This window comes from Mycobacterium sp. NPDC051804, assembly GCF_044452905.1.
Taxonomy (GTDB): Bacteria; Actinomycetota; Actinomycetes; order Mycobacteriales; family Mycobacteriaceae; genus Mycobacterium.
On the sequence record NZ_JBITCD010000003.1, the window covers coordinates 487,515 to 510,713 of the forward strand.

Annotated in this window: 24 protein-coding genes and 1 tRNA gene; 10 read left to right on the plus strand and 15 right to left on the minus strand. The window is 65.4% G+C overall.

All coding sequences use genetic code 11. The features are described from left to right. Positions 1-193 precede the first annotated feature (193 nt). The 4 genes from ACIA48_RS13435 to ACIA48_RS13450 all read left to right on the plus strand — a co-directional run bounded on the left by ACIA48_RS13435 (position 194) and on the right by ACIA48_RS13450 (position 3,751). A complete protein-coding gene (locus tag ACIA48_RS13435) occupies positions 194-1,060 on the plus strand; it encodes a PAC2 family protein (protein ID WP_396732806.1) in 867 nt (288 codons plus the stop codon). 18 nt (positions 1,061-1,078) lie between these two features. Continuing rightward, the gene (locus ACIA48_RS13440) at positions 1,079-2,329 is read left to right on the plus strand and encodes a sensor histidine kinase (RefSeq protein WP_396731800.1); all 1,251 of its coding nucleotides are present in this window, start codon (positions 1,079-1,081) and stop codon (positions 2,327-2,329) included. Then, a complete protein-coding gene (locus tag ACIA48_RS13445) occupies positions 2,326-2,973 on the plus strand; it encodes a response regulator (protein ID WP_396731803.1) in 648 nt (215 codons plus the stop codon). Before ACIA48_RS13440 ends, ACIA48_RS13445 begins: the two co-directional genes overlap by 4 nt. Positions 2,974-3,067: 94 nt before the next feature. Continuing rightward, positions 3,068-3,751, plus strand: a complete 684-nt coding sequence (locus ACIA48_RS13450; RefSeq protein WP_396731806.1) for an aquaporin — start codon at positions 3,068-3,070, stop codon at positions 3,749-3,751. 32 nt (positions 3,752-3,783) lie between these two features. On the opposite strand, the gene ACIA48_RS13455 is transcribed toward ACIA48_RS13450, so the two are convergent. The 4 genes from ACIA48_RS13455 to ACIA48_RS13470 are packed head-to-tail and all read right to left on the minus strand — an operon-like array spanning position 3,784 to position 8,205. After that, positions 3,784-5,217, minus strand: coding sequence for a DUF1254 domain-containing protein (locus tag ACIA48_RS13455; RefSeq protein ID WP_396731808.1), 1,434 nt, complete (start codon positions 5,215-5,217; stop codon positions 3,784-3,786). Continuing rightward, the gene (locus ACIA48_RS13460; RefSeq protein ID WP_396731811.1) at positions 5,214-6,092 is read right to left on the minus strand and encodes an SDR family oxidoreductase; all 879 of its coding nucleotides are present in this window, start codon (positions 6,090-6,092) and stop codon (positions 5,214-5,216) included. The genes ACIA48_RS13455 and ACIA48_RS13460 overlap by 4 nt, the downstream gene beginning before the upstream one ends. Positions 6,093-6,134: 42 nt before the next feature. Then, the gene (gene mshC, locus ACIA48_RS13465) at positions 6,135-7,373 is read right to left on the minus strand and encodes a cysteine--1-D-myo-inosityl 2-amino-2-deoxy-alpha-D-glucopyranoside ligase (RefSeq protein ID WP_396731814.1); all 1,239 of its coding nucleotides are present in this window, start codon (positions 7,371-7,373) and stop codon (positions 6,135-6,137) included. Positions 7,374-7,431: 58 nt separating this feature from the next. After that, positions 7,432-8,205, minus strand: a complete 774-nt coding sequence (locus ACIA48_RS13470) for a 3'(2'),5'-bisphosphate nucleotidase CysQ (protein ID WP_396731817.1) — start codon at positions 8,203-8,205, stop codon at positions 7,432-7,434. A 132-nt stretch (positions 8,206-8,337) separates the two neighbouring features. Between ACIA48_RS13470 and ACIA48_RS13475 the strand changes: the two genes are divergently transcribed. Then, positions 8,338-9,003, plus strand: a complete 666-nt coding sequence (locus tag ACIA48_RS13475) for a Crp/Fnr family transcriptional regulator (RefSeq protein WP_396732809.1) — start codon at positions 8,338-8,340, stop codon at positions 9,001-9,003. Here ACIA48_RS13475 and ACIA48_RS13480 read toward each other — a convergent pair whose 3' ends face one another. From ACIA48_RS13480 to ACIA48_RS13500, 5 genes are read right to left on the minus strand one after another with little or no spacing between them, the layout of a single operon-like run. After that, positions 9,004-9,846 (minus strand): SCO1664 family protein, encoded by an 843-nt coding sequence (locus ACIA48_RS13480; protein ID WP_396731820.1) that lies wholly within the window; start codon positions 9,844-9,846, stop codon positions 9,004-9,006. Next, positions 9,830-10,417: a DUF3090 domain-containing protein gene (locus tag ACIA48_RS13485; RefSeq protein WP_396731823.1), complete on the minus strand. Its 588-nt coding sequence runs from the start codon at positions 10,415-10,417 to the stop codon at positions 9,830-9,832. The genes ACIA48_RS13480 and ACIA48_RS13485 overlap by 17 nt, the downstream gene beginning before the upstream one ends. Positions 10,418-10,474: 57 nt before the next feature. Further along, positions 10,475-11,191, minus strand: a complete 717-nt coding sequence (locus ACIA48_RS13490; protein WP_396731825.1) for a histidine phosphatase family protein — start codon at positions 11,189-11,191, stop codon at positions 10,475-10,477. Further along, on the minus strand, positions 11,188-12,018 hold the full coding sequence (locus tag ACIA48_RS13495; RefSeq protein WP_396732812.1) for an undecaprenyl-diphosphate phosphatase: 831 nt from the start codon (positions 12,016-12,018) through the stop codon (positions 11,188-11,190). The genes ACIA48_RS13490 and ACIA48_RS13495 overlap by 4 nt, the downstream gene beginning before the upstream one ends. Before the next feature lie 44 nt (positions 12,019-12,062). After that, positions 12,063-12,374: a hypothetical protein gene (locus ACIA48_RS13500; RefSeq protein ID WP_396731828.1), complete on the minus strand. Its 312-nt coding sequence runs from the start codon at positions 12,372-12,374 to the stop codon at positions 12,063-12,065. Between the two features lie 132 nt (positions 12,375-12,506). On the opposite strand from ACIA48_RS13500, the gene ACIA48_RS13505 reads away from it, so the two are divergent. From ACIA48_RS13505 to ACIA48_RS13515, 3 genes are read left to right on the plus strand one after another with little or no spacing between them, the layout of a single operon-like run. Beyond that, complete coding sequence (locus ACIA48_RS13505) at positions 12,507-13,544, plus strand: YncE family protein (protein WP_396731831.1); 1,038 nt, start codon at positions 12,507-12,509, stop codon at positions 13,542-13,544. 5 nt (positions 13,545-13,549) lie between these two features. Continuing rightward, a complete protein-coding gene (locus ACIA48_RS13510) occupies positions 13,550-13,798 on the plus strand; it encodes a DUF5703 family protein (protein WP_396732815.1) in 249 nt (82 codons plus the stop codon). A gap of 7 nt (positions 13,799-13,805) precedes the next feature. Continuing rightward, complete coding sequence (locus tag ACIA48_RS13515; RefSeq protein WP_396732817.1) at positions 13,806-14,873, plus strand: quinone-dependent dihydroorotate dehydrogenase; 1,068 nt, start codon at positions 13,806-13,808, stop codon at positions 14,871-14,873. Here ACIA48_RS13515 and ACIA48_RS13520 read toward each other — a convergent pair. Together ACIA48_RS13520 and ACIA48_RS13525 are read right to left on the minus strand one after the other, a co-directional pair. Next, a complete protein-coding gene (locus ACIA48_RS13520) occupies positions 14,870-15,400 on the minus strand; it encodes a YbhB/YbcL family Raf kinase inhibitor-like protein (RefSeq protein WP_396731834.1) in 531 nt (176 codons plus the stop codon). The genes ACIA48_RS13515 and ACIA48_RS13520 overlap by 4 nt on opposite strands. Before the next feature lie 34 nt (positions 15,401-15,434). Next, a complete protein-coding gene (locus ACIA48_RS13525; protein WP_396731837.1) occupies positions 15,435-16,778 on the minus strand; it encodes a M20/M25/M40 family metallo-hydrolase in 1,344 nt (447 codons plus the stop codon). Positions 16,779-16,851: 73 nt separating this feature from the next. On the opposite strand from ACIA48_RS13525, the gene ACIA48_RS13530 reads away from it, so the two are divergent. Continuing rightward, positions 16,852-16,937: transfer RNA gene (locus tag ACIA48_RS13530), tRNA-Leu, on the plus strand. Here the strand turns inward: ACIA48_RS13530 and ACIA48_RS13535 are convergent. From ACIA48_RS13535 to ACIA48_RS13550, 4 genes are all read right to left on the minus strand, one after another. Then, on the minus strand, positions 16,919-18,565 hold the full coding sequence (locus ACIA48_RS13535; protein ID WP_011560558.1) for a recombinase family protein: 1,647 nt from the start codon (positions 18,563-18,565) through the stop codon (positions 16,919-16,921). The two genes, ACIA48_RS13530 and ACIA48_RS13535, sit on opposite strands and share 19 nt — an antisense overlap. A 189-nt stretch (positions 18,566-18,754) precedes the next feature. Then, entirely contained in the window at positions 18,755-20,254 is a 1,500-nt protein-coding gene (locus tag ACIA48_RS13540; protein WP_011560559.1) for a replication initiator, read from the minus strand. 4 nt (positions 20,255-20,258) lie between these two features. Beyond that, positions 20,259-21,704, minus strand: a complete 1,446-nt coding sequence (locus ACIA48_RS13545) for an FtsK/SpoIIIE domain-containing protein (protein ID WP_011560560.1) — start codon at positions 21,702-21,704, stop codon at positions 20,259-20,261. Positions 21,705-21,796: 92 nt separating this feature from the next. Then, positions 21,797-22,141, minus strand: a complete 345-nt coding sequence (locus ACIA48_RS13550; protein ID WP_011560561.1) for a hypothetical protein — start codon at positions 22,139-22,141, stop codon at positions 21,797-21,799. Between the two features lie 253 nt (positions 22,142-22,394). On the opposite strand from ACIA48_RS13550, the gene ACIA48_RS13555 reads away from it, so the two are divergent. Beyond that, positions 22,395-23,195 carry a hypothetical protein gene (locus ACIA48_RS13555; RefSeq protein ID WP_011560562.1) on the plus strand — a complete coding sequence of 267 codons (801 nt, stop codon included), beginning with the start codon at positions 22,395-22,397 and terminating at the stop codon, positions 23,193-23,195. The last annotated feature ends 4 nt before the right edge of the window (positions 23,196-23,199 follow it).

Below are 23,199 nucleotides of genomic sequence, written 5' to 3' on the forward strand. Positions count from 1 at the left end.
GTAGACGTCTGGACGCCCAACTCATCGCCGCGATCGACAGCTCTGAAGACCTTGTGGCGATGGTCTAAGTATCAAGGTTAACCGGATTGCGGTCGAACGCATTTCGCCCGGCGGCTTCGCCACCACGATCCGCGCACGACGATCAGCCGTGTGGCGATGCCGCTCCTAGCCCCCACACAGGGCTTACGCTGGCCTGGTGACGCCAAACCTGCCCGACTTGAGCGACACAATCGTCGTCGCCGCCTTCGAGGGCTGGAACGACGCCGGCGATGCGGCCAGCGATGCGCTGGAGCACCTGGATGCGATCTGGGAAGCCGAGCAGATCGTAGAGATCGACGACGAGGCGTATTACGACTACCAGGTCAACCGGCCGGTGATTCGGCAGGTCGACGGGGTGACCCGCGAGCTGGTGTGGCCCTCGATGCGGATTTCGCACTGCCGCCCACCCGGCTCGAACCGCGACATCGTGCTGATGCACGGTGTCGAGCCCAATATGCGCTGGCGTACCTTCTGCGCCGAGTTGCTGGCAATCGCCGACAAGCTCAACGTGCAGACGGTCGTCATCCTGGGTGCGCTGCTGGCCGACACGCCGCACACCCGCCCGGTTCCGGTGTCGGGCGCGGCCTACTCCCCCGACTCGGCGAAGGTGTTCGGCCTCGAAGAGACGCGCTACGAGGGGCCGACGGGCATCGCCGGGGTGTTCCAGGACGCATGTGTCCAAGCCGGCATCCCCGCCGTGACGTTCTGGGCAGCCGTCCCCCACTACGTGTCGCAGCCACCGAACCCGAAGGCCACTGTTGCGTTGTTGCGTCGCGTCGAAGATGTCCTCGACATCGAGGTGCCGCTCGCCGATCTGCCGACGCAGGCCGAGGAGTGGGAGCTCGCGGTGACCGAGATGACCGCGGAAGACGACGACATCGCCGAATACGTGCAGTCGCTGGAGGAACGCGGCGACGCAGAGGTGGATATGCACGAGGCGATCGGCAAGATCGACGGCGACGCCCTGGCAGCTGAGTTCGAGCGCTATCTGCGCCGGCGCGGGCCCGGCTTCGGGCGATAGCACGGCCTCGGCTAGGCGATGCGCTACGCCGGTTGGGCGAGCCTGGAAGTACCGCCCCTCGCGACGGGTGCCGGTGGCGAGGTCGTGCGCGAGATTTTCCTGCGCTTTGACAGGCAGACGCAACGCCAGCGCAGCATCCTGCGGCTCGCGCTCGTCTGCCTGATGGTGCTCGCCGTCTACAGCGACACCCCACGGACGCAGTGGGTGCCGCAGTTCGCCCTCATCGCCGTTTACGGCGGGCTTTCGTTGGTTGCCGCGTGGCTGTGGCTGCAACACCCCGATCGGGCGCGCAAGTTGCGGCGGGTGGAACCGATGGCGCTCATCGATGTCGCGGCGCTATGCATCCTGCCGTTCCTGTCGACGGGCAGCTATCTCGTCCTCGGGCTGCTGGCGTTTCTTCCGTTTTTCATCGCCACGCAGACCGGCCCACGCGCCGCTGTACTCTCACTTGCCGCGATCACGTGCGGCGCGGTCGCGGTGCTCGCCGACCCGAGGTACCGCCAACAGTTGTCGCCCGGGGTGATCGCGACTCTGCTGGCGATGCTCGCGCTGCTGTGCCTGTGCTCCTACACCGTGTCGCGGGTTCAGCAACGCAGGCTGGCCAGTGTCGCCGAGCTGACCGCCAGCCGGTCGCTACTGCTGGCCGACGTGATGAGCGCCGAGGAGCGCGAGCGGCGCCGGATCGCAGAGGCCTTGCACGACGGGGCATTACAGACCGTGTTGGCCGCCAAACAGGATCTGCGCGACGCGATCCGCGACAACGGTGACACCTCCGGTGTCCAGCGGGCCAGCGGGCTGCTGGCCGACGTGTCTCGTGACCTGCGGCAGGTGACGCGCGAACTGCATCCGTCGGTGCTCGACGAGGCGGGGCTCGCGGTCGCGATAGAGGCTCTGGCGCAAGCGTTCACCGAACGCACCGGCGTGCCCGTGCACTGTTCAGTCGACTATTCGCGGCGCCACCCCGACGATGGGTCGGTGTACGGCATCACCCGCGAACTGCTCAACAACATCGCGCGGCATGCCGATGCGACCACGGTGACGCTGGAGTTGCGCGACATCGGGGACGCCCTGATGTTGGATGTCCGCGACGACGGCGTCGGCATGGATCCCGCGGTGATCTCGCAGCGGGTCAGCGAGGGGCACATCGGGCTCGCGTCACACCGTGCCCGCATCGAAACACTCTCGGGAACAATGGATTTTCGGCCGGTCGAGCGCGGTACCTGGGTGCAGGTCCGGCTGCCGTTCGGCGTTCAGCAGGAGGCGCGATGAGCAGTTCGAACCGCAAGGTGTCCGTCGTTGTCGGCGACGACCACCCCGTGTACCGCGAAGGAGTCGTGCGGGCGCTGGACAACAGTGGCCGCACCGAAGTCGTCGCAGCCGTAGGCAACGGCGCCGATGCGCTGGCGGCGGTACGCGAACACCGGCCCGATGTGGCCCTGCTGGACTACAAGATGCCCGGCCTCGACGGAATCGCGGTGGCCCATGCCGTCGCTCGCGACCATCTGCCCACCCGAGTGCTGTTGCTGTCGGCGAGCACCGAGGGCTCCGTGGTGTACCGCGCGATCCAAGACGGGGCGGCCGGATACCTATCGAAGGAAGCCGACCGCGACGACATCGTGGCGGCCGTCATCGCCTGCGCGCGTGGGGAGAGCGTCATTCCGCCCGAGTTGGTGACATCGCTTGCGACACAGGTACATCAGCATGCGCATTCGACGGCACCGCTGCTCAGCGGACGCGAACAAGAGATCCTGCGGTTGATCGCCGACGGTAAGACCGTCCCGGAGATGGCCGCCGAGCTATTCCTGGCGCAGACCACGATCAAGACCCATATCCGGCGGCTCTACGAGAAGCTCGGAGTATCGGACCGCGGTGCGGCTGTCGCATACGCGATGCGCAACCACATCCTGGAGTGAGCACTGTCGTCCAAACGGATGACAGTACGGTCATCCGGCGGTTCATGCTTTCACACGATCCCGGTTTCAGCTGGTGAGCCGCAGTCTTGTTCGCATGACTACAGCGACCCGCACCCCCGCTCCCGCACGGAAAACCCGTCCCAACGTCGCGGTCAAGTACGCGACCGAAGCGATCGGAACGCTGATCCTGGTGTTCACGATCGGTGCCGCTGTTCGCAGCGGTAACCCCCTCGCGCCGCTCGGCATCGGCGCGGTCCTGATGGCCATGGTCTACGCAGGCGGCCATGTCTCAGGCGCCCACTACAACCCGGCAGTGACAATGGCGGTGCTCATCCGCCGACGCATCGATCTGCGCGAAGCGATCCGATACTGGGTCGCACAGCTCGGCGGCGCACTGGCCGGTGCGGCCGTCGTGGCGGCGGTCGTTCCCGCGGCCCAGTCAGCTGCCCCTTACCTGACCGGGCACGCGTTGGTGGCCGCTGTCGCCGCCGAGTTCGTATTCACGTTCGCACTGAGCTACGTCGTGCTCAATGTCGCCACGAGCAAAGACCATCCCGACAACAGCTTTTACGGGCTCGCGATCGGATTCACCGTGCTGGCGGGTGCCGTTGCGGTGGGCGGTCTCTCGGGCGCGGTGTTCAATCCGGCCGTCGCCGTGAGCGGCGTCCTGATGGGCACCCTCTCAGGGTCGGTGTTGTGGACCTACCTCGTGGTGCAAATGCTGGCCGGTGCCGCCGCGGGCATCGCGTTCCGCGCTCTCAATCCCACCGACAACTGACTTGGAGCCGTAAAGGCCTGGCCCGCAACGGGTCAGGCTTTTACTGGTTTTGGTGCCTGCCAGACTCCGTTGAGCGCATCGGGCTTCGGCCAGTACAGGCGCAGGACGACCTGGAAAGGTCCTTTGGGCGCCGGCAGCCAGTTGGCTTCTCTTTCGATTCCTGGCGACGCGTTCTGGATGTAGAGCGTGTAGCCGCCGTCGGCGTCGGGGACCAGGCTCGGCAGCATCGACGAATTGATCAGATACCGCTTCATCGGATTTTCCACGAGCAGACTCTGCGGCATCTCGTACATGGTGAGCGACCAGAATGCGTTGACCGGCGGCAGCTGGTCCTTGGCGAATCGGTACGTGTAGTTGTTGGCACCGGTCAGCGGTGCACCCGTGGAGTCCACCGCCGCACCGGGATAAATCGCCTCGGCGGCGGTGTTGCCGTAGATGCCGAGGGCGGCACCCGCCATGCGGTACAGATAGTTACCCTTGAGATCCGCTGCGGTGCCGAAGAATTGGGCCGATCCCACTTCGCCGGTGTCGACCTTGTCCCGCTTGAGCGTATCCAGTTCGGTCCAAGCGTCGGACATCCCGGCCTCGACCGCCGATCTCATCTCCGGCGTCAACTTGTCGGAGTCGAAATTCCCGTCGGGCCCGATCCCGATGGTGGCGAAACGGGCGCGCAGGTCCTGTTCGGTGGCCGGTGCCGGTGCGAATCGCAGCAGGAAGTTGAGGATCTCGAAGAACTGCGGAGACGTCTTCTGCTGGTCTCGGGTGAGCGGAGGGACGAAGTCGATAGGCGGGGCGGCTGCCGGCGGTGGCTGGTTCAAATAGGTCGACAGCGGTGTCACCTGATAGCCGGCCTGGATCTTCCTGACCTGGTCGATATCCGACGGGCCGAACAGCTGGGTGCGATAGAGCACCATCGCGAGCTCCGTGTCGGACTTGATGACCTCGTTGATGCCCTCGGGTTTCTCGCCCTGCCAGTTCGGGCCCGCCAGAAGGTACTTCCCGCCGCCGTTACCGGTCGTGCGACTTCCGACGTAGGCCATGTTGTAGGTGTAGAGGTCGACGAACTGCAGCGAGTAGTAGCGGTCCTGTTCGATGGGAGGAACAGTCAGCACCAACGGTTCGGCCCGCAGGTCTGCTCCGATCGCGGAGTACGGTGTATCGGAGTTCGGCGTCTGGATCGCCGTGTCTTCGGGTGTGTAAACCTGTGCACTGCTGTGGATTTCGTTCCAGCCACCTTTGTACTCGGGATCCTCCTTGTTGACGAAGTAGGAGTACATGACCCGGTAGTTGTCGACGATCGGGAAGCCGTAGATGTAGGCCTCCTTCGCGATGCCCCGCGCCTGGTCCGGTGTGACGGCAACCGGAGCAGGGGGTGGCTGCGACACCTCGGCCTCCTCGGACTTCTTGGCGCTACAACCCGCCAGCAGCGCGAGGGCGACCAGAACAGCCGCGATGTGGCGGATCAATGCTTCTCGAGCGCTTCGGTGCGGGCGCTCATCGAGCGGCCGTGCGCGGCCACTTCGGCGTCCATCCGCGGCAACAGTTCCGGAACGTGCTTCAAGGTTGTCGACTCGCCGAGCCGTGACGACAGCAGTGGCTTCAGCCAACGCAACGCGCCGACGAAGCCCGGACAGTTGATCTGGCGTTTGCGGCCTTCGATGCCCTTGATGAACGCCTCACCGCACTTCTCCACCGACGTGGTCTTGCCCAGCGGTCCCGGGAGCTTGCGCAGCATTTCCTGGAAGGCCGCTGACTCGCTCTTGGTCTCCTGGACCAACGGTGTGTCGATCCACAACATGTGTGCGGATCCGACATCGACGCCCCGGTGTGCGAGCTCGAGGCGAAGTGCGTTGGCGAAGTGCTCCACGCCCGCCTTCGACGTGTCGTAGGGCACCATGCCCGCGGCGGGCGCGTAGGCGGCGGCCGAGGACACGATCAGCACGTAGCCCCGCCGCTCGATGACCGAGGGCAGGGCGGCGCGCACGGTGTGGAATACGCCCATCACGTTCACGTCGATCAGCGTTTGGAAGGCCTTGGGATCGACAGCCAGCAGCGATCCGTGGGTTGCGATGCCGGCGTTGGCCATCACGACGTCGATACCACCGAACCGCTCGATACCTGCGTCGGTGGCCGTCTGCATAGCGGCGAGATCGCGTACGTCCGCGACCGCAGTCAGCACGCTGTCCTCACCGAGCCTGGTGGCAAGCTCCTTGAGCGGCACCTCATCGAGGTCCGTGAGCACCAGCTTGGCGCCCTTATCGCGAAGGCGGCGGGCTACCTCGGCACCGATGCCGTTGGCCGCGCCGGTGATCAGGACGACTTTTCCGTTTACCGAACCCATGGTCGTCAAACGTACTCCGCACCGAGTGTGGGCGAGGCAGGTCTACAGCTTGATGCCGAGCAGTGCGTCGATGGCCGTCGCCACCAGTCGCGGAGCTTCGGTATCGTGGCCACCGTACTGAAGGGCATCTGTCGTCCAGCCATCAAGCGCGGCAAGTGCTTTCGGAGTATCAAGATCGTCCGCCAAGTAACGTCGGACGCGCGCGACCACGTCGGCGGCATCGGGTCCGGCGGGCAAGGCCACGGCGTTGCGCCAGCGCTGCAACCGATCGTTGGCCTCGTCGAGAACTGCCGGACTCCAGAAGCGGTCGCTGCGGTAGTGACCCGCGAACAGTCCCAACCGGATCGCCGCGGGGTCGACGCCGTCGGCGCGCAAGCGAGAAACGAGCACCAGGTTGCCCCGGCTCTTGCTCATCTTGTGCCCGTCCCACCCGATCATGCCTGCGTGCACGTAGTGGCGGGCGAATCGCCGCTCCCCCGTGACGGATTCGGCATGTGCGGCGGAGAATTCGTGGTGCGGGAAGATCAGATCGGAACCGCCACCCTGGATATCCAGGCCGGTGCCGATGCGACTCAGCGCAATCGCGGCACACTCGACGTGCCAGCCGGGCCGTCCGGCGCCGAACGGAGAGGGCCAGCTCGGCTCGCCCGGCCGTTCCGCCTGCCACAACAGGGCGTCGAGAGCGTCGCTCTTACCGCGGCGATCGGGGTCGCCGCCGCGCTCGGCGAACAGCCGCATCATCGTGTCGCGGTCGTAGCCCGATTCATAGCCGAACTGGGGTGTGGCGTCGGCACGGAAATAGACGTCGGGAAATTCGGCGTCTTCGGCGACGTACGCCGAGCCGGCCGCAAGCAGCTTCTCGACCACCTCGATGACCTCCGCGATCGCCTCGGTGGCGGCGACGTAGTCGTGCGGGGGCAGCACCCGTAGGGCGGCCATGTCCTCGCGGAACAGCTCGGTCTCCCGATCACCGAGCTCGCGCCAGCCGATGCCGTCGCGATCGGCCCGCTCGAACAGTGGATCGTCGACGTCGGTGATGTTCTGCACGTAATGCACCTGATGGCCCGAGTCCAGCCACACCCGGTGGACGAGGTCGAACGTCAGATAAGTGGCGGCGTGGCCCAGGTGGGTGGCGTCGTAGGGGGTGATGCCGCAGACGTACATGGTGGCGACGTCACCGGCGGTGACAGGTCGCACCTGCCGGTCGGCACTGTCGTAAAGGCGTAGCTGCGGACCGCGGCCATCGAGGGCCGGGACGGTCGGCGCCGGCCACGATTTCATAGCGTCGACTTTAGGCATCACGGAATTCGACACCGCGATCGGCCGATTCATTCCCGGATCAGCGGTTCCGGTAGGCCGACAGGATGCCCTCGAGCAGCACATCGGCCAGTTCGGCTCGGCACATCAGCAGGTCGGGCAGGTACGGGTCGGCCCGGTTGTAGATCAACGGCGAGCCGTCGAGGCGTGTCGCGTGCATACCGGCGGCAGCCACCACACCGGCGGGCGCAGCCGAATCCCACTCCCACTGGCCGCCCGCGTGGAGGTAGGCATCGACGTCGCCGCGGACGACGGCCATCGCCTTCGCGCCTGCCGAACCGATCCGGACCAGCCTGATGTCAAGTCGATCGCGCAGCCACCACAGCACCGGCGGTGGACGGTTGGCACTGGCCGTGATGATGATCGGTCCGTCCGCGCGCGGCGGCGGTGGCGGCACGGTGTCGGTGCGGTAGACCTCGCCGCGGGCGGGCAGTGCCACGGCCGCATCGGTGATGCCGCCGCCGTGCGGGCCGTCGTTGCGCTGCCACAGCGCGATGTGCACCGCCCAATCCGTCCGGCCGGGCATCGAGAACTCGTGGGTGCCGTCGACGGGATCGACAATCCAGACGCGGTCGGCCTGAACACGGGAAATATCGTCAGCCGCCTCTTCGGACAACACAGCGTCGCCGGGGCGTGCGGCACGTAGCCGGTCGAGGATCAGCGTGTTGGCGCGTCTGTCACCCTCATCGCCCAGTTCGTAGGGATCGTAGAAACCGATCTCCTCACGCACCCCCAGCAGCAATTCACCGGCATCCTTGGCCACCTCGGCGGCAAGCGCCGCATCGGTCGCACTCACCGGCTCAGTAGATCACGGAGGTTTAACCCGTCACCGCAGTGGAATCCTGTGGCTCGTCAAGCGGGGGTCCAGGAGGTGGCCACAGGGGTGAAACAGCCAGTAAAGCTTGCGGCGCCCCAACGCGCAGCCGCCGTGCTATCCCGCGTGGGATTCCTCTCCGGCCTCGACGCCGGCGTTATTTTCGCGCTCTCCAACCAACTCCGACAGGTGGAGGTGTTGCGCGGCGAGATCGTCTACAGCCAGGACGAGCCTGCCGACGGGTTGCACATCATCGTGGCCGGCAAGGTCAAGATCTGCTGTCATTCCCCTGACGGCCGCGAGCAGCTGCTCGCGATACGGGGTCCGGGCGACATCCTGGGCGCGGTCTCGGTTTTCGACCGCGGCCCGCGCACCGCGACGGCAATAGCAGTCACGAACGTGTGTACAGCGGTGGTGGACAACGACACTCTGCAGTCGTGGATGGCCGAACGTCCGCAGATCGCACAGCAATTGCTCCGATTCATGGCTGGCCGGTTGCGGCTCGCCAACAATCATCTGCTCGACATCGTCTTCGATGACGTGCCCGGCCGCGTCGCCAAAGAACTGCTGCACCTGGCTCAGCGGTTCGGCACCCAGAGGGGTGAATCATGGCAGGTGACACACGATCTCACTCAGACCGAAATTGCACAGTTGATCGGTGCCACTCGCGAGAGTGTGAACAAGGCGCTGTGCGATTTCGTCCAGCGTGGATGGATAACGACGGACGGCAAGTCGACGCTGATCCACTATCCGCAGTTGCTCGCCAAACGCGCGGGGTGATCAGAACGCGGGCCACGGGATCGGGCGTCGACGATCCGGACCGGGCATCACCGGATCATCAAGCAATGCAACAGTTCTCGCTTTCAGTGCGGCGATCTCACGTTCGGTGATGTGCGCGCACAACGCGTCCGCCAGGCCGTTCGTCAGCTGGTCGCGCAGGGCGGTGACGGCCTCCAGGGTCTGGTCGTCCACCGGCTTGCCCGCCCAGCCCCACAGCACCGTTCTCAGTTTGTCCTCGACATGCAGGCTGACGCCGTGGTCGACACCGTACACATGCCCGTCGATTCCGGACAGGATGTGGCCGCCCTTGCGGTCGGCGTTGTTGATCAACACGTCGAAGACCGCCATCCTGCGTAATCGAATGTCGTCGGCGTGCACCAGGGTCACCTCGGCGCCGGCGTAGTCGTAGGCCTGCAGGATCGGCAGAAAACCGGGCGGGATATGCCCGGCGGGCAACAGGTCGACGAGGTCCGGCCCCGTCGCGGGTTCGTCGCCGACCTCGCCGAGGCTCTCACCGGGCTGGTCGACCCATAGCTGCAGCATGCCAGGTCCGGCGGGGCCGTCGCGAATGATGGTGTACGGCACGATGTTCCAGCCCAGCGCATCCGACACGAGGTACGCACCGAGTTCCCGTCCGGCCAGTGTGCCGTCAGGGAAATCCCACAAGGGCGCCTCCCCCTTGATGGGCTTGTAGACGCAATGAGCTTGCTGCTCAGCGAGATGCGCCTCACACAGGAAGGTGGCGTTGCTGGCCGAGCGGATCCGCCCGATGACGGTCAGCTCACCGCGCCGCAGCACCTCGTTGGCTTCACGACCGGGGGCTCCGCTATTCGTCGGCGTCATCGTCGGAACCGGTGATGGCGCCGCGCAGGTAACCGTTGGTGCGCACGCAGATGTGCCCCTCCGGATCGAGCGGCTCGTCGCACAACGGGCACGGCGGACGGCCCGCCGAGATGACCCGGTTCGAGCGCGTCGCGAACTGACGTGCCGATTCCGGCGTCAGAAAGACACGCACCGCGTCGGGTCCGTCCTCGGCGTCGTCGAGGACCACCGAGGCGTCGAACTCGGTCTCGGACACCGCGAGCAGCTCGACCACGACGGTCTGGGCCTCAGAGTCCCAGCCAAGACCCATCGTCCCGACCCGGAATTCGGCGTCCACAGGGGTGATCAGGGGACTCAGATCGTCCACGTCACCGGTCTCCGGCGGGACCGGAGTGCCGAACCGCCGGTTGATCTCGAGCAGCAACGCGGCGATCCGTTCGGCGAGCACGGCAACCTGCTGCTTCTCCAGGATCACCGAGACCACGCGCTTGTCGTGGACGGCTTGCAGGTAGAAGGTTCGGTTTCCCGGTTGCCCGACGGTCCCGGCCACGAAGCGGTCGGGTGTTCGGAAGACGTGAATAGCGCGGGCCATGGCATCTCCAAAATACCGGTAATGGCTGCGTCAGCCGCAATCCCGGGGGTTCACGGGTCAGTCGGTCGAGCCACCCACCACGGCGTCTTCGGGTGGCACGCCGCTGTCCCTGGACGCATCCTGCGCCCCGTCCTTCGGCGGTTTTGCGACCAGCCCGGAGGTCAGCTGGTCGCCGGTGTGGTTCACGTGGATGACGAACGGACGCACCGTCGTGTAACGGATCACACTCATGGACGCAGGGTCCGCGGTGATGCGCTGGAAGCTGTCAAGGTGCGTTCCCAGGGCGTCGGCGACGATCGCCTTGATCACATCGCCGTGCGTGCACGCGATCCACAGCACGTCGCCCTCGTGCTGTTCGGCGAGCCGGCGGTCGTGCTCGCGCACCGCGCTCACGGCGCGCGCCTGGACGGCGGCGAGCCCTTCCCCGTCGGGGAACACCGCCGCGCTCGGCTGTTGTTGGACGACCGCCCACAGCGGCTCCTTGACCAGTTCGCCGATCTTGCGGCCCGTCCACGAGCCGTAGTCGACCTCGGAGATGCGCTCGTCGACGACCGGATCCAGGCCCAGCGCCGCGGCCAGCGGCTCAACGGTGCGTTCGCAGCGCAGCAGAGGCGATCGCACGATCGCGCGGATCGGCAGCGTGCCGATGCGCGCGATCAGCCCTTGGGCCTGTTCCTGACCCTTGTCGTCGAGGTCGATGCCCTCACTGCGGCCGGCGAGAGTGTGGGCGGTGTTCGAGGTCGACCGCCCGTGACGCAACAGGATGACCGTCATACCGCAGACACCACCCCGGTGCCGAGGAGGATCAGCACGACGGTGCCGAGCAGGACGCGATAGCCGACGAACCAATACATGCTGTGTCGCACCAGGAATCGTAGGAACCAGGCGACCGCGGCGTATCCCACGATCAGCGCGATCAGCGTGGCGACCAATAGCTGCGGACCCGTGGCGCTCATCCCCTCACCGACCGGATGAAACGCATCGGGCAGCGAGAAAAGGCCGGAGGCGAACACCGCCGGGATGGCGAGCAGAAAGCCGAAGCGTGCGGCGAGCTCGCGCTCCATCCCGAGAAACAGCCCGGCGCTGATCGTCGCGCCGGATCTCGAGACACCCGGTATCAGCGCGAGGCACTGTGCGAGGCCGACGATGATGCTGTCCTTCAACGTGAGCTGTTCGACTTTCCGCGCCTGGCGGCCGTAGTACTCCGCTGCGGCGATGACCGCCGAGAAGACGATCAGCGCGATCGCGATCAACCACAGATTGCGTGCGCCCGTTCTGATTTGGTCCTTGAACAACAGGCCGAGAACGCCGATCGGGATTGTGCCGATGATGACCCACCAGCCCAGCCAGTAGTCAGCGGTGCGATGCGCGGCCACGAAAAGGCCGTTGAACCAGGCTTTGATGATGCGGCCGATGTCACGCGCGAAGTAGATGAGCACAGCCACTTCGGTGCCCAGCTGGGTAACCGCGGTGAACGACGCACCGGCGTCCTCGGTGAAGAAGACCCGCGATGCGATCGCCAGGTGTCCGGACGACGACACCGGCAGGAATTCCGTCAGGCCCTGCAGTATCGCAAGAACGATCACCTGGACCCACGACATCGCCGCTACGTCCGTCACGACGACGACCGTACCGGGGAGTTGTGTCAGCGGGCAGGTCGCGTCACCGGCTGCGCGGCCGCCACCGCATCACGCACCGCCGCCGCCAGGCTCCGCCGGTCGGAGAGGTCGATGTCGATCAACTTCCGGGTGCCGACCGCGACGATGTCTTCGTTCTGCGGGACCGGCCCGGTCAACCGCGGCCGGTACACCTCGATCATCAGTGTTTGGCGTTCGACGTGAAAGGAAAAGCTACGGCCGTCGCCGACTTGGCCAAACCCGCTAGCGTGTACACCAGTGGAAATGTCCTCAATAGCAAACTCTTGGCTTCCCAATTCACGGTCTGCGGCAAGGGTCATGGGAATGACCATAACTCTGCTCATGCCGGTAAGTCAGGCCGGGCGCAAGAGTTGCATGCAAAATTTCGGTTTGGTTGTCTGCCTAGACTGCTGGTCGAGAGAAATCCAATTCGCACGTCCGAGAGCTACCCCTTGCCGATTCGCGTAAACAGCCGACACCAGGTCCTTCGTTTTTTGGCCTGCGCGGTGGCAATTGCCGGACTTTCAGGGTGTTCATCGAACCCGGTCGATACGCCTCCACCCACTATCGCGCCCGCTGAGGCTGCGATATCGCCGCCTGTGACGGGTAGGCCGGCCGGTTCGGTACAGCCCCTGCCCGACCGCGCGATCGCCGCGGTGTTCGACACGAAAACCGCGTCATTGGCCGTACTCAGCCCCAAATCCGCCGACAAGTCGGAGATCACCGTCCTCGGCGAGTTCGACGGCGCTCGTGCGGTGCCCCTTCCGAGACCCGCGACGGCGATGACCGGAGATGACGAGGGCCAGCTGTACGTGTCGACGCGCGGAGGTTATTTCCGGGTAGACGTCGCCGACGACACCGCGACGCTGATAGGTGTCGACGGGCAGCAGGACACCGACTTCACTGCCATCGCACGCCGCGAGGACGGCAAATTGGTGCTCGGCAGTGCTGACGGGACCGTCTTCACCTTGAGTTCCGAAACCGCGGTCGCCGCACAGGTAAGAATCTTCGCCCGGGTGGATGACCTTGTCACACAGGGCAATACCACGGTGGTGCTGGACCGCGGGCAGACATCGGTTACCGCGTTGTCCCCGGACGGCACCGAGGCTGAGCAAGCGCTGCGCGCCGGAGAGGGCGCGACGACGATGACGGCCGACGAGGCTGGCCGGGTGTTGGTGGCCGACACTCGCGGCGGCCAGTTGTTGGTGTACGGCCTGGATCCGCTGATGATCCTTCGCCAGGCCTACCCGGTGCGCGAGGCACCGTACGGACTGGCTGGATCGTCGACACTGGCCTGGGTGTCGCAGACGGCGACGAACTCCGTGGTTGGTTACGATTTGTCCACCGGCATCCCCGTCGAGAAGGTGCGCTATCGAACCGTGCAGCAGCCGAACTCCCTGGCTTACGACGACGCATCCGGCACCCTCTATGTGGTGTCGGGCTCAGGGGCGGGTGTGCAAGTGATTCCGGGTGCGGCGGTGGGCTCGTGACGACGATGCAGCGCGGCCGGATGCCCGAGGGCTGGGATAAAGATCTGTCCGACGACTACGAGTGGATTCCGCTGCGGCTGCCGCCCGATCTGACCCGGATCAACGCTTCGACCCGGTTGTCGATCGAGGCCGAATACCGTGGATGGGAGCTAACCCGCGTGCGGCTGTACACCGACGGATCGCGGCGGGTGTTGCTGCGCCGCAAGAAGTCTGCGGTCCGAGGAGCGGTCATCCCGGAGCCTCCAGCCCTGTGAGCTCATGATGTACCGCGCGCTGCAGCGGGTGCTGTTCCTGGTTGCGCCCGAACGCATACACACCTGGGTTTTCGCGCTGCTGCGGGCAGTCACCGCGCTCGCCGTCACGCGGCGGCCGCTGACGCGATGGCTCGGACCCCGCGATCCGATACTCGCCAGCACCGTGTTCGGCGTGAATTTCGCCGCTCCCCTAGGGCTGGCCGCCGGATTCGACAAGGACGGCCGGGGGTTGAAGACGTGGGGGGCCCTTGGTTTCGGGTACGCCGAGGTAGGCACAGTGACCGCAGTGGCGCAGCCGGGCAACCCGCAGCCAAGGATGTTCCGGCTGACCGACGACCGGGCCCTGCTCAACCGGATGGGGTTCAACAACCACGGCGCGGGTGAGTTGGCCATCCAACTCGCGCGTGAAACCCCCGAAGTGCCGATCGGCGTCAACATCGGCAAGACCAAGACCACCCCGGCCGAGTCGGCCGTCGAGGACTACGCCGAAAGCGCGCGCCTGCTCGGACCCTTGGCGTCGTTCATGGTGGTGAACGTCAGCTCACCGAACACCCCGGGACTGCGGAACCTGCAGGCGGTCGAGTCGCTGCGTCCGATCCTCGCAGCGGTCCGCGCCCAGACGACGACTCCCGTGCTGGTGAAGATCGCACCCGACCTGGCCGACGAGGAGATCGACGAGATCGCGGATCTCGCAGTCGAATTGGGGTTGGCGGGCATCGTCGCGACCAACACCACGGTATCCCGCGAGGGTCTGAGCACGCCGGGAATCGACGAGCTCGGCCCCGGCGGCATCTCGGGAGCGCCCGTCGCGCAGCGGTCCGCGGAGGTGTTGCGGCGGCTCTACCGGCGGGTCGGCGGCCAGTTGGTCCTGATCAGCGTCGGCGGTATCGAAACCGCGGACGATGCGTGGGACCGCATCGTTTCCGGCGCCTCACTGCTGCAGGGCTACACCGGTTTCATTTACGGCGGCGGGCTGTGGGCCAAGCGGATTCACGACGGCCTGGCCCACCGCCTGCACGACGGAGGGTTCGCGTCATTGGCCGACGCCGTCGGCTCGGCCGTTCGCGAGAACTAGTTCTGCTCGTAAGTCCCGGTGATGATCGCGCGCGCAATCGCGTTACCGAACAGGTTGAAGCCCAGATACGCGGGAGTGGCCTCCGCTGGCAGGTCCAGCTTCTCCACCCCGACGGCGTGCACCGCGACGATGTAGCGGTGATGACCATGTCCCGCGGGCGGCGCGGCGCCGATGAAGCGCTTCACGCCGGCGTCGTTGGCCAAAGTGAGTGCGCTACCGGGCAGCCCGCTCCCGTCGCCGGCACCGGCAGGCAATTCGGTGACGGTCGCGGGCAGGTTCGCGACCGCCCAGTGCCAGAAACCCGAAGCCGTCGGCGCGTCGGGGTCGTACACCGTGACTGCGAAGCTGCGGGTTTCCTCGGGGAAGCCCGACCACGACAGTTGCGGTGAGATGTCGGAGCCGCCGGCGCCCATGATGCCGCTGACCTGGTCGTTGGCCCACGGCTGGCCGTCCTCGAACGACTGTGACGTCACCGTGAACGTCGGGAGCTTCGGCAAGAAGTCGTAGGGGTTGTAGTCAAACGCCATTTTTTCGATCCTTTCGAGTGGTCAGCAGTGCGGGTCAGCAGTTCAGCAGGAAATGTTCGAGAACCCGGGTACCGAACGTCAGCGCATCGACGGGTACCCGTTCGTCCACGCCGTGGAACAGAGCGGCGAAGTCGAGGTCAGGCGGCAGTTTCAGCGGCGCGAACCCGAAGCAGCGAATACCAAGGCGCGCAAAGTGTTTCGCGTCGGTGCCGCCGGACAGCATGTACGGGACCGTCCGGCCGTCGGGATCCGCGGACAGGATCGCGGCGTTCATCGCGTCGAGCAACTCGCCGTCGAAGCTCGTCTCGTAGGGCGGCAGGTTGGTGATCCATTCGCGGGTGATGTCGGGGCCGATGATCTCGTCGACCTCGCGCTCGAAAGCGGCCAGCCGGCCTGGCAGGACACGGCAATCGACGACGGCCTCGGCCGTGCCCGGGATGACGTTGGCCTTGTATCCGGCCTTGAGCATCGTCGGGTTGGCCGTGTCGCGCAGCGTCGCGCCGACGATGCGGGCGATCGGCCCGAGTTTGGCGATCGCACCCTCGAGATCGGCCGAGTCCACGTCGAAGGTGTAGCCGGTCTCTTCGGTGACAGCGGTCAGGAACTGCTCGACCGAGTCGGTGAGGATCACCGGGAATTGGTGCTTGCCCAGCTTTGCCACGGCCTCGGACACCGCGGTGACCGCGTTGTTGTCGTGAATCATCGATCCGTGGCCCGCGCGTCCGCGCGCCGTCAGCCGCATCCAGAGCATCGCCTTCTCGGCTGTCTCGATCAGGTACAGCGTCCGCTCGCCGCCGTCACGCCGCGGGATCGTCAGCGAGAAACCGCCGACCTCGCCGATGGCCTCGGTGATTCCATCGAACAGGTCGGGACGGTTGTCGACGAGCCATTTGCAGCCGTAGTTTCCGCCCGCCTCCTCGTCGGAGACGAAGGCGAACACGAGGTCGCGCGGCGGGACGGTGCCCGAGCGTTTGAAGTCCCGGGCGACGGCGATCATCATCCCGACCATGTCCTTCATGTCGACCGCGCCGCGCCCCCAGACGTAGCCGTCCTCGACCGCACCGGAGAACGGGTGCACGCTCCAGTCGGCGGCCTCGGCCGGCACGACGTCGAGGTGGCCGTGCAGCATCAGGGCACCGCGCTCACGATCGGCCCCTTCCAGCCGCGCGAACACGTTCGCGCGGCCAGGCGCACCGGCTTCGATCAATTCGGTCTCGTAGCCGACCTCCTGCAGCTGTTCGACCACCCAGGCGGCACATTCGGCCTCGCCTTTGGTGGTTTCTGGCTCGCCGGTGTTCGAGGTATCGAAGCGGATGAGCGCGCTGACGAGATCAACCACCTCGGCTTCGGCTGCAGACTGAGGGGTCACAGTCACCATTCGTACCATTGCCGCCTCCCGTTGGTTTGGGCCCGGCCCGGGTGATCCGATAACCTAAGCTGCCTTCGAACTGGTCCGAGTGGCGGAATGGCAGACGCGCTAGCTTGAGGTGCTAGTGCCCTATTAACGGGCGTGGGGGTTCAAGTCCCCCCTCGGACACATCCGGCGACACGACTCAGGTCGGCAGTCGCCGTGACTCGCCGAAGATGCGGGTCGTAGTCGAGACGCAGGCCCAAGCTTGCGTACACCTCGGCGCGCTCAGCTCCGGTTGCCGCGCCGAGGATGACCGACAGTCCGCCTAACTCCTTAACTAACTCACTGATCTCGGCGGCACACATGGCGCGGGGCCGCTCCACTCGCTCAACGCGTGCCCTCAGCTCGTCGCGCTCGGCGGTACGTTGACGCAACGCAGCAGTTAGATCCTCAACGGCCACGCCAGACTCCACGGCGGTGATCAAGGCAGCCACTTTGGCATTCGCCTCGCTCAGCTGGCGCTGCAAGGCGGCGTAGCCAGGTCCGGCCGCCGGGTCCACGTCTTGCCCGCGTGCGAGGTCTTCTGGATCGGCCAGAGTGGCGATCCATTCGTCGAGTCGCGCTGTCACTGCGTCTTCGCGGAGATAGACGGTGCGCGGATGATCACTCAGGTCCACAGGTACAGAACGTGACTTGCCGAACTCACAACGGTAGAGGATCCGCGTTGTTTGCTTCCCCGGCCGGGCGGCGCCCTGCATTCGCCGTCCACATGCGGCGCAGAACAGCAGCCCACGCAGCGCATACGGCACTGTCGATTCTCTGCTGCACACGCGACCGGGACCACGCCGCGCCTGCATCCGGAGACGAACAGCCTGCGCCAGCTCATCAGGGATCAGCTCTTCGTGCGTGCGTCGATCGGGTGCGATCCAGTCGGCCCGATCGCGCCACCGCATGCGAGTCTCATATCCCGCGGCGACATCATCGGGGTTCAAAAGGACCTCATACTTCTCCTGCTTGCCCCAGACACGGATACCGCGGTACGCAGGGTTGTCGAGAATGGCGCGGATCGCCGAATGGGACCATCCACGTGGGTCACGATGCCGGTTCCGTGCCGGGTCGTATTGGCTCGGTGATGGCACTCCATCGTCGGTGAGCTGCTGTGCGATGAAGCGCAAGCCAGCACCATCGGCATACATGCGATAGATCCGCTCGACGGTCGGGGCGGTCTCGGGGTCAGGCTCCAGGCGGTGAAGACGCTGCCCAAGACTTGCCTTGGCGGGGTTTGGGTGCGGGCCGGCATCGACGAGTTGATAACCGTACGGTGGGCGACCGCCGAGGTATCTGGTTGTGTCCTGCGCGAGTGCCGACATCGCGGTACGCACGCGCATCTGGATTCGCGCACGTTCTCCCTTGCTCATTCCGCCAAAGAGCGTCATCACGAGGTCGTGTGCCTCGGATCCGGGATCAACCGCTCCGCCAACTTCAGGCACCCATAGGCCGACCCCGTAGTGCGTGAGCACCGGGAAGGTGAGCGCAAATTGCGGTCCGTAGAACGCGCGAGCAGGTTCCCCGATCACGACGGCATCGAAGCCACGGCCACGAGAAGTGACATCTGCGAGCAGACGTGAAGCCTCCGGCCTGCGTTTCCAGGGAAGCGACCGGCTCTGGCCTATATCGAAGTAGTCGGCGGCGAGGACGCCGCCATGCGGACTGATCAGATCGATGGCACGACGTTTCTGCCAGCTGCGGCTCGCCTCCGGATCTTGGGCGTCCTCGGTACTCACTCGGCCATAGAAGGCGAACCTGAGGCTCATGCCACTCCCCTCCCTGATCTAGGCGTCCGGTCCCGCATAGCCAGTATGACGTTTACCAGCGCGCGGTTGGCCTCGCGCGGGAGCCGATACCGGTTCGGCAGGTCAATTTCAACACCTCCCTCTGACATGTTCGGAGCATCGACTCGAACGTCACACTCGGAGCGAGCATGTGTCGTAGTCGGGCATCTTTCAGCCATCGCTTGCCCCTAGCGGATCCCATTGTTCGTTGTGGGCTTGGCGACGTGCTTCTACCAGTCCGATGAGGCGGGAGTGGATGCGTTGGAGGGCCGCGGAATAGACGAGACTGCGATCGCCGAGGCTGCCGAGGCCGGCACGTTCGAACTCCCACGCCACCAGATCATCGCGACCGGCGAAGTCACAGTTGGGATCGTATTGGTATGCAGTGCTTTTCAAGCGTTCTTCACGCGTCCAAATGGCGCGCTGTTCGCGCAGCACGGTCATGGTAGTGGAATAACGGCGGGATTTGCTGGTGATGTGGCCGCGGAATCCGAGGGTGTGCAACCACCGCCCGATGCCGGACAGTCCTTTGTCCGCGAGATCGCTGATGGTGGTCAGGATGGTCCGCACATGCTCTGACACGTCCAGGTCGGGTATGGCTTCCGTAGATAGGCGGCGCGCGCTGATTCCGAGGTCTACCAAGGATTTGGTGACATACTTGGCGAGATAGCGTGCCACCAGCCGGCCAGACATGGACCGTCCTGAGCCTGACCCTGGTTCTGGTTCTGGTTCTGGTGGAGCACTTTTCACTGGTTTTGCGGATGCGGCGAGGGGTTGGGTGTCGATCTGTGTGCCGAAACGCATCGTCCGCGCATCGGTATCAGCGGTCGGATCGTCGATGGTGAGCGTGACGGTGCGGGCGGCGTGTTGGATGATGGTGGCGAGTTCGACTGCACCGATGGGTGATTCCCAATCGGTCTGATCGGGGTCGTCTTGGGGGTCCAGGCGGATCAGGGCGTGGATGTGTGGGATGGCGCGGGCTTGCAGTTCGACGATTTTGATGAAGCTCACCCGCACCGCATCCGGATCCACACCGGTGGCTTTCAGTTCTTTGCGGAGGGTGCGCCGCATGGTGATGGTGAAGCGTCGCCACAGTTCGGGAAGATGCCAGGCGAACAGGACATGCCCGGCATAGTCGTAGCACTCCGGACAGAGCGGCTGACCGACCCGCTCGTCGCCATGATCATGGGACATGCTGCACCACAATTGTTTTCCATGCGGGCAGCGGCGGTAGCCGCCGATCCGGTGCTGGTCTCGGCATACCTGCGCTTTCTTGTCCCCCGACGTCGTGGCGGTGTGGACGGCCCCGAAGCTGGGGGCAGTCAGGGTGAGGAAAACTTGCGGATGATCGCCCACCGCGGTGGGCATGCCGTGGTGGCCTCCCGCAGCGCCGGCGTGCACGAGTTGCCAGGTGTCGCGGGCGTAGAGATCTGAACACGACGGGCAAATGTGGGCGCGACGGTTGTTGCACCGCGTCCACACCACCCGCTGACGCCCGTACTCATCGGTACCGATCAGCTGGATGGGGTGAGCGCAGAATCCGACGGATTCTGCTCGTCGCCACCAGGATTGGTATCCCATCGACGCGGCCCGGCGCACCATCTGCTCGACCACTCGGGTGGTATCAACTGTATCCGGAACACCCGGCAGGGCAAGCTGCGCCGATGTCATGGAGCTATTCACCGCTGCCCTCACCCACGGTGTGCCCGGTATCGGTGTTGTGTGGATGGTGGGTCTTGTTCGGTCGGCTCGGGGGTCGGCGGAACCGAGTGGCCAGCGCGGTGATGTCGTGGTCGGTGACGTGGAAGGCCCGCACCCGCTGGGCGTAGGCGGTGCCGTCAACCATCATGTAGCCAACACCCGGTGTCGCGTCGGGGATGCGGTCACATTCGGCGCCGGCATCGCGTGCTCCCTGTCCCAGGACCATAGTGGTTTGGGTGGCTTCAGTCAGGCGCAACCCGATCCGCACCGTGAACAGCTGCCTTAACGGCAGGGTGTCTTTGGCGGGGTCTTGCACCGCGGCGACGACGCTGATGCCGACTGCGCGGCCTTGCGAGAGCAGGAGGCCCAGGAGTTGTTCGATTTCGGTGCGGACCTTGCGGTCGGTCACATACGCACTCAGTGCTGCGATTTCATCGATCACTACCACGAACAACGGCTCCGACGTCGTGGGAGTGTGTAGTCGGGTGTGGCCGCGCAGACGATTCGCCCGGGCGTGCATCACCGTGACGAGCTGGCGTAGCAGCTCCAGGGTGGTGTCGGTGGCGTCGTGGGTGAACACGGTGAACAGGGGTGCTCCGGCACCGAGTTCCATGCCACCTTTGGGGTCGATGACACATAACCGCACCAGTCCGGTCTTCACCGCGGGGGCGATGCCGGCGATCAACGACCACAGCACTGAGCCTTTACCTGCGCCGGTTGCCCCGGCGATCAGCACATGGTGACCGAGCAGCGGCACTTGCCACCAATGCCGCGTTTCGGTGATCCCGACCCGCACCAGCGCCAGGTCCACCGGGGTTGCCGGGGCGGGCATGGGCAGGACGATCGGTTCAGCGAGCACGTCTGCCCGCATTAAAGTGATGCGCAGTTCGCCAGGCGAGGTGGCGGTGATGCTGATGCGGTCGGCGCGCCACGCGGCGGCCAGCGCGTCGGACTGTTTATGCCAATCTGCCACGGACTGGCCGGTGACGATGCGCACCGCCAGCACATCGGTGGTTTTACCGATTGTCACCGTGCGCAGGGTGGGAGTGAGGGTGCGGCCGCCGAGTGTGGCCGTCAGGCCGTGCAAGGTGCAGGTCGATTCCCAGGTGCGGGTGTAGCGCGACCACGTGAGCCAGCGCCGCCGTACCGGTTCGGTCACCCAGGCGCGAAATGACCCCGGTTGGAGCCAGGCCCAGCCCGCATACCCGGCACTGCACACGATCGCGCAGATCAGGCCCACGCGTGGGCCGTGGCTGATGGCAAGCACGAGGCTGGCGATGATGGGCACGTTGATCGCCGGGAACAGCACCGCCCACCAGAGCACATACCCGGCTGCGGTGAACAGCGACATGACCAGTTCTCCGAACCAGTCGTCATCGCCTGATCCACTGTTGGTGGTGTTCTTATTGTTCGATGTCATGAGAGATGCCCTCCGTGAGCGTGTGGTCAACAGCAATGCCCGGGGTGGCGGGGTGCGGTGATCGGTTCACCGCACCCCACACCCGCTTGGGGTTACTTCTGCGGGCGTGTCTGCTCACTCGGCGCAGCACCACTGGCGGTGGCGGGGGTGAGGGCATCAGCGCGGAACGCCACCCCGCTGCGATCACCTTGGGCCCACGGGATGGCCACCAGACCAACCACCGAAATAGACTGCGTGACTGTAACTTTGGGGTCTCCTGCCACGGTGACATTGAGTACTTCGCCGCCGGAGTCATCCAGCGCGAGGACCTGGGTGGCGTACATCGGCATCCCGGTGGCGGTGTCGACTTTCGGGGCGCCGGTTTCGAAGTTCAGCCGTGGCTCCGGAGCGCGGGTGACGATAAAACGAGTTCCAGACGTATCGATTCTCAAACGCATTGTCCTACTAGTCCTTTCGTGAGATGTTGACGCCGGTCCGGCGCTGGATTCAGTTCACGTGGACATCACGGACGTTGCGAGAGACATGTGCCGACATTTCCGACACATCCACGGGCATTTCGGACACGGCCGGACATACCCACGGACATCACACCGACACTATCGCCGCAGGGTGGCGGCAATCGCATGGCAAACTAGACACCACGCGCTGAAGGATGGATACGGACGACACGGGAAGATGTGCGCTGACACGATGGACGAGCAGGACGGCACCGAGGCCGCCATCACTCCCAACGATCGCCTCGCGCAGCGGCTACAGGCCAAAGGTCTGTCCTCGCAGCGGTTCGCCACCGCGGTGGGTGTCGATATCAAGTCGGTGCGACGCTGGCTGGCCGATAGCGACTACAGAATTCGCGAACACAACGCCCGCAGCGCCAGCGAGGTGCTCGACTGCACTCCGCATGACCTGTGGCCCAAGCAGTACCCGGCCGCTACCCCCCGTGCAGTGACAACAGCGTCTGCGGGTGGGCCATTCACCGCGACCCTGTATGCCAGCCGTACTCAGCTGCCGATCACGACGTGGCAGCAGCATTTCGCCGACGCCACCACCGGCATCGACATCCTCGTGCTCGCGGCCACGTTCCTGTTCGACACCCTCGACGGATTCCTCGACACCCTGCTCGCCGCCGCCGCCCGCGGTGTGTCGGTGCGGTTTCTCGTCGGGGATCCCGACACTGCGACCACGATCTTGCGCGGTGAGGAGGAAGGGATCGGCGAGGCTGTCATCGCCCGCTGCCGCACGTCGGTGGAGTTGCTCGCCCCTCACGCTTGTACCCCGGGGCTGGACATTCGCACCCACGACACCGCGCTCTACACGTCGATCTTTCGGGTCGATGACGCCATGATTGTCAACTTCCACATCTACGGCTCACCCGGGCGCAACAACCCTGTGCTGGTTCTGTCACGTCACCATGAGCCAAGGCTCTGGACCACCCTCGAAGACGCTTTCACCCAGGTCTGGAACCGCGCCAGACCGCTGACCGCGAAAGGCTGACCCC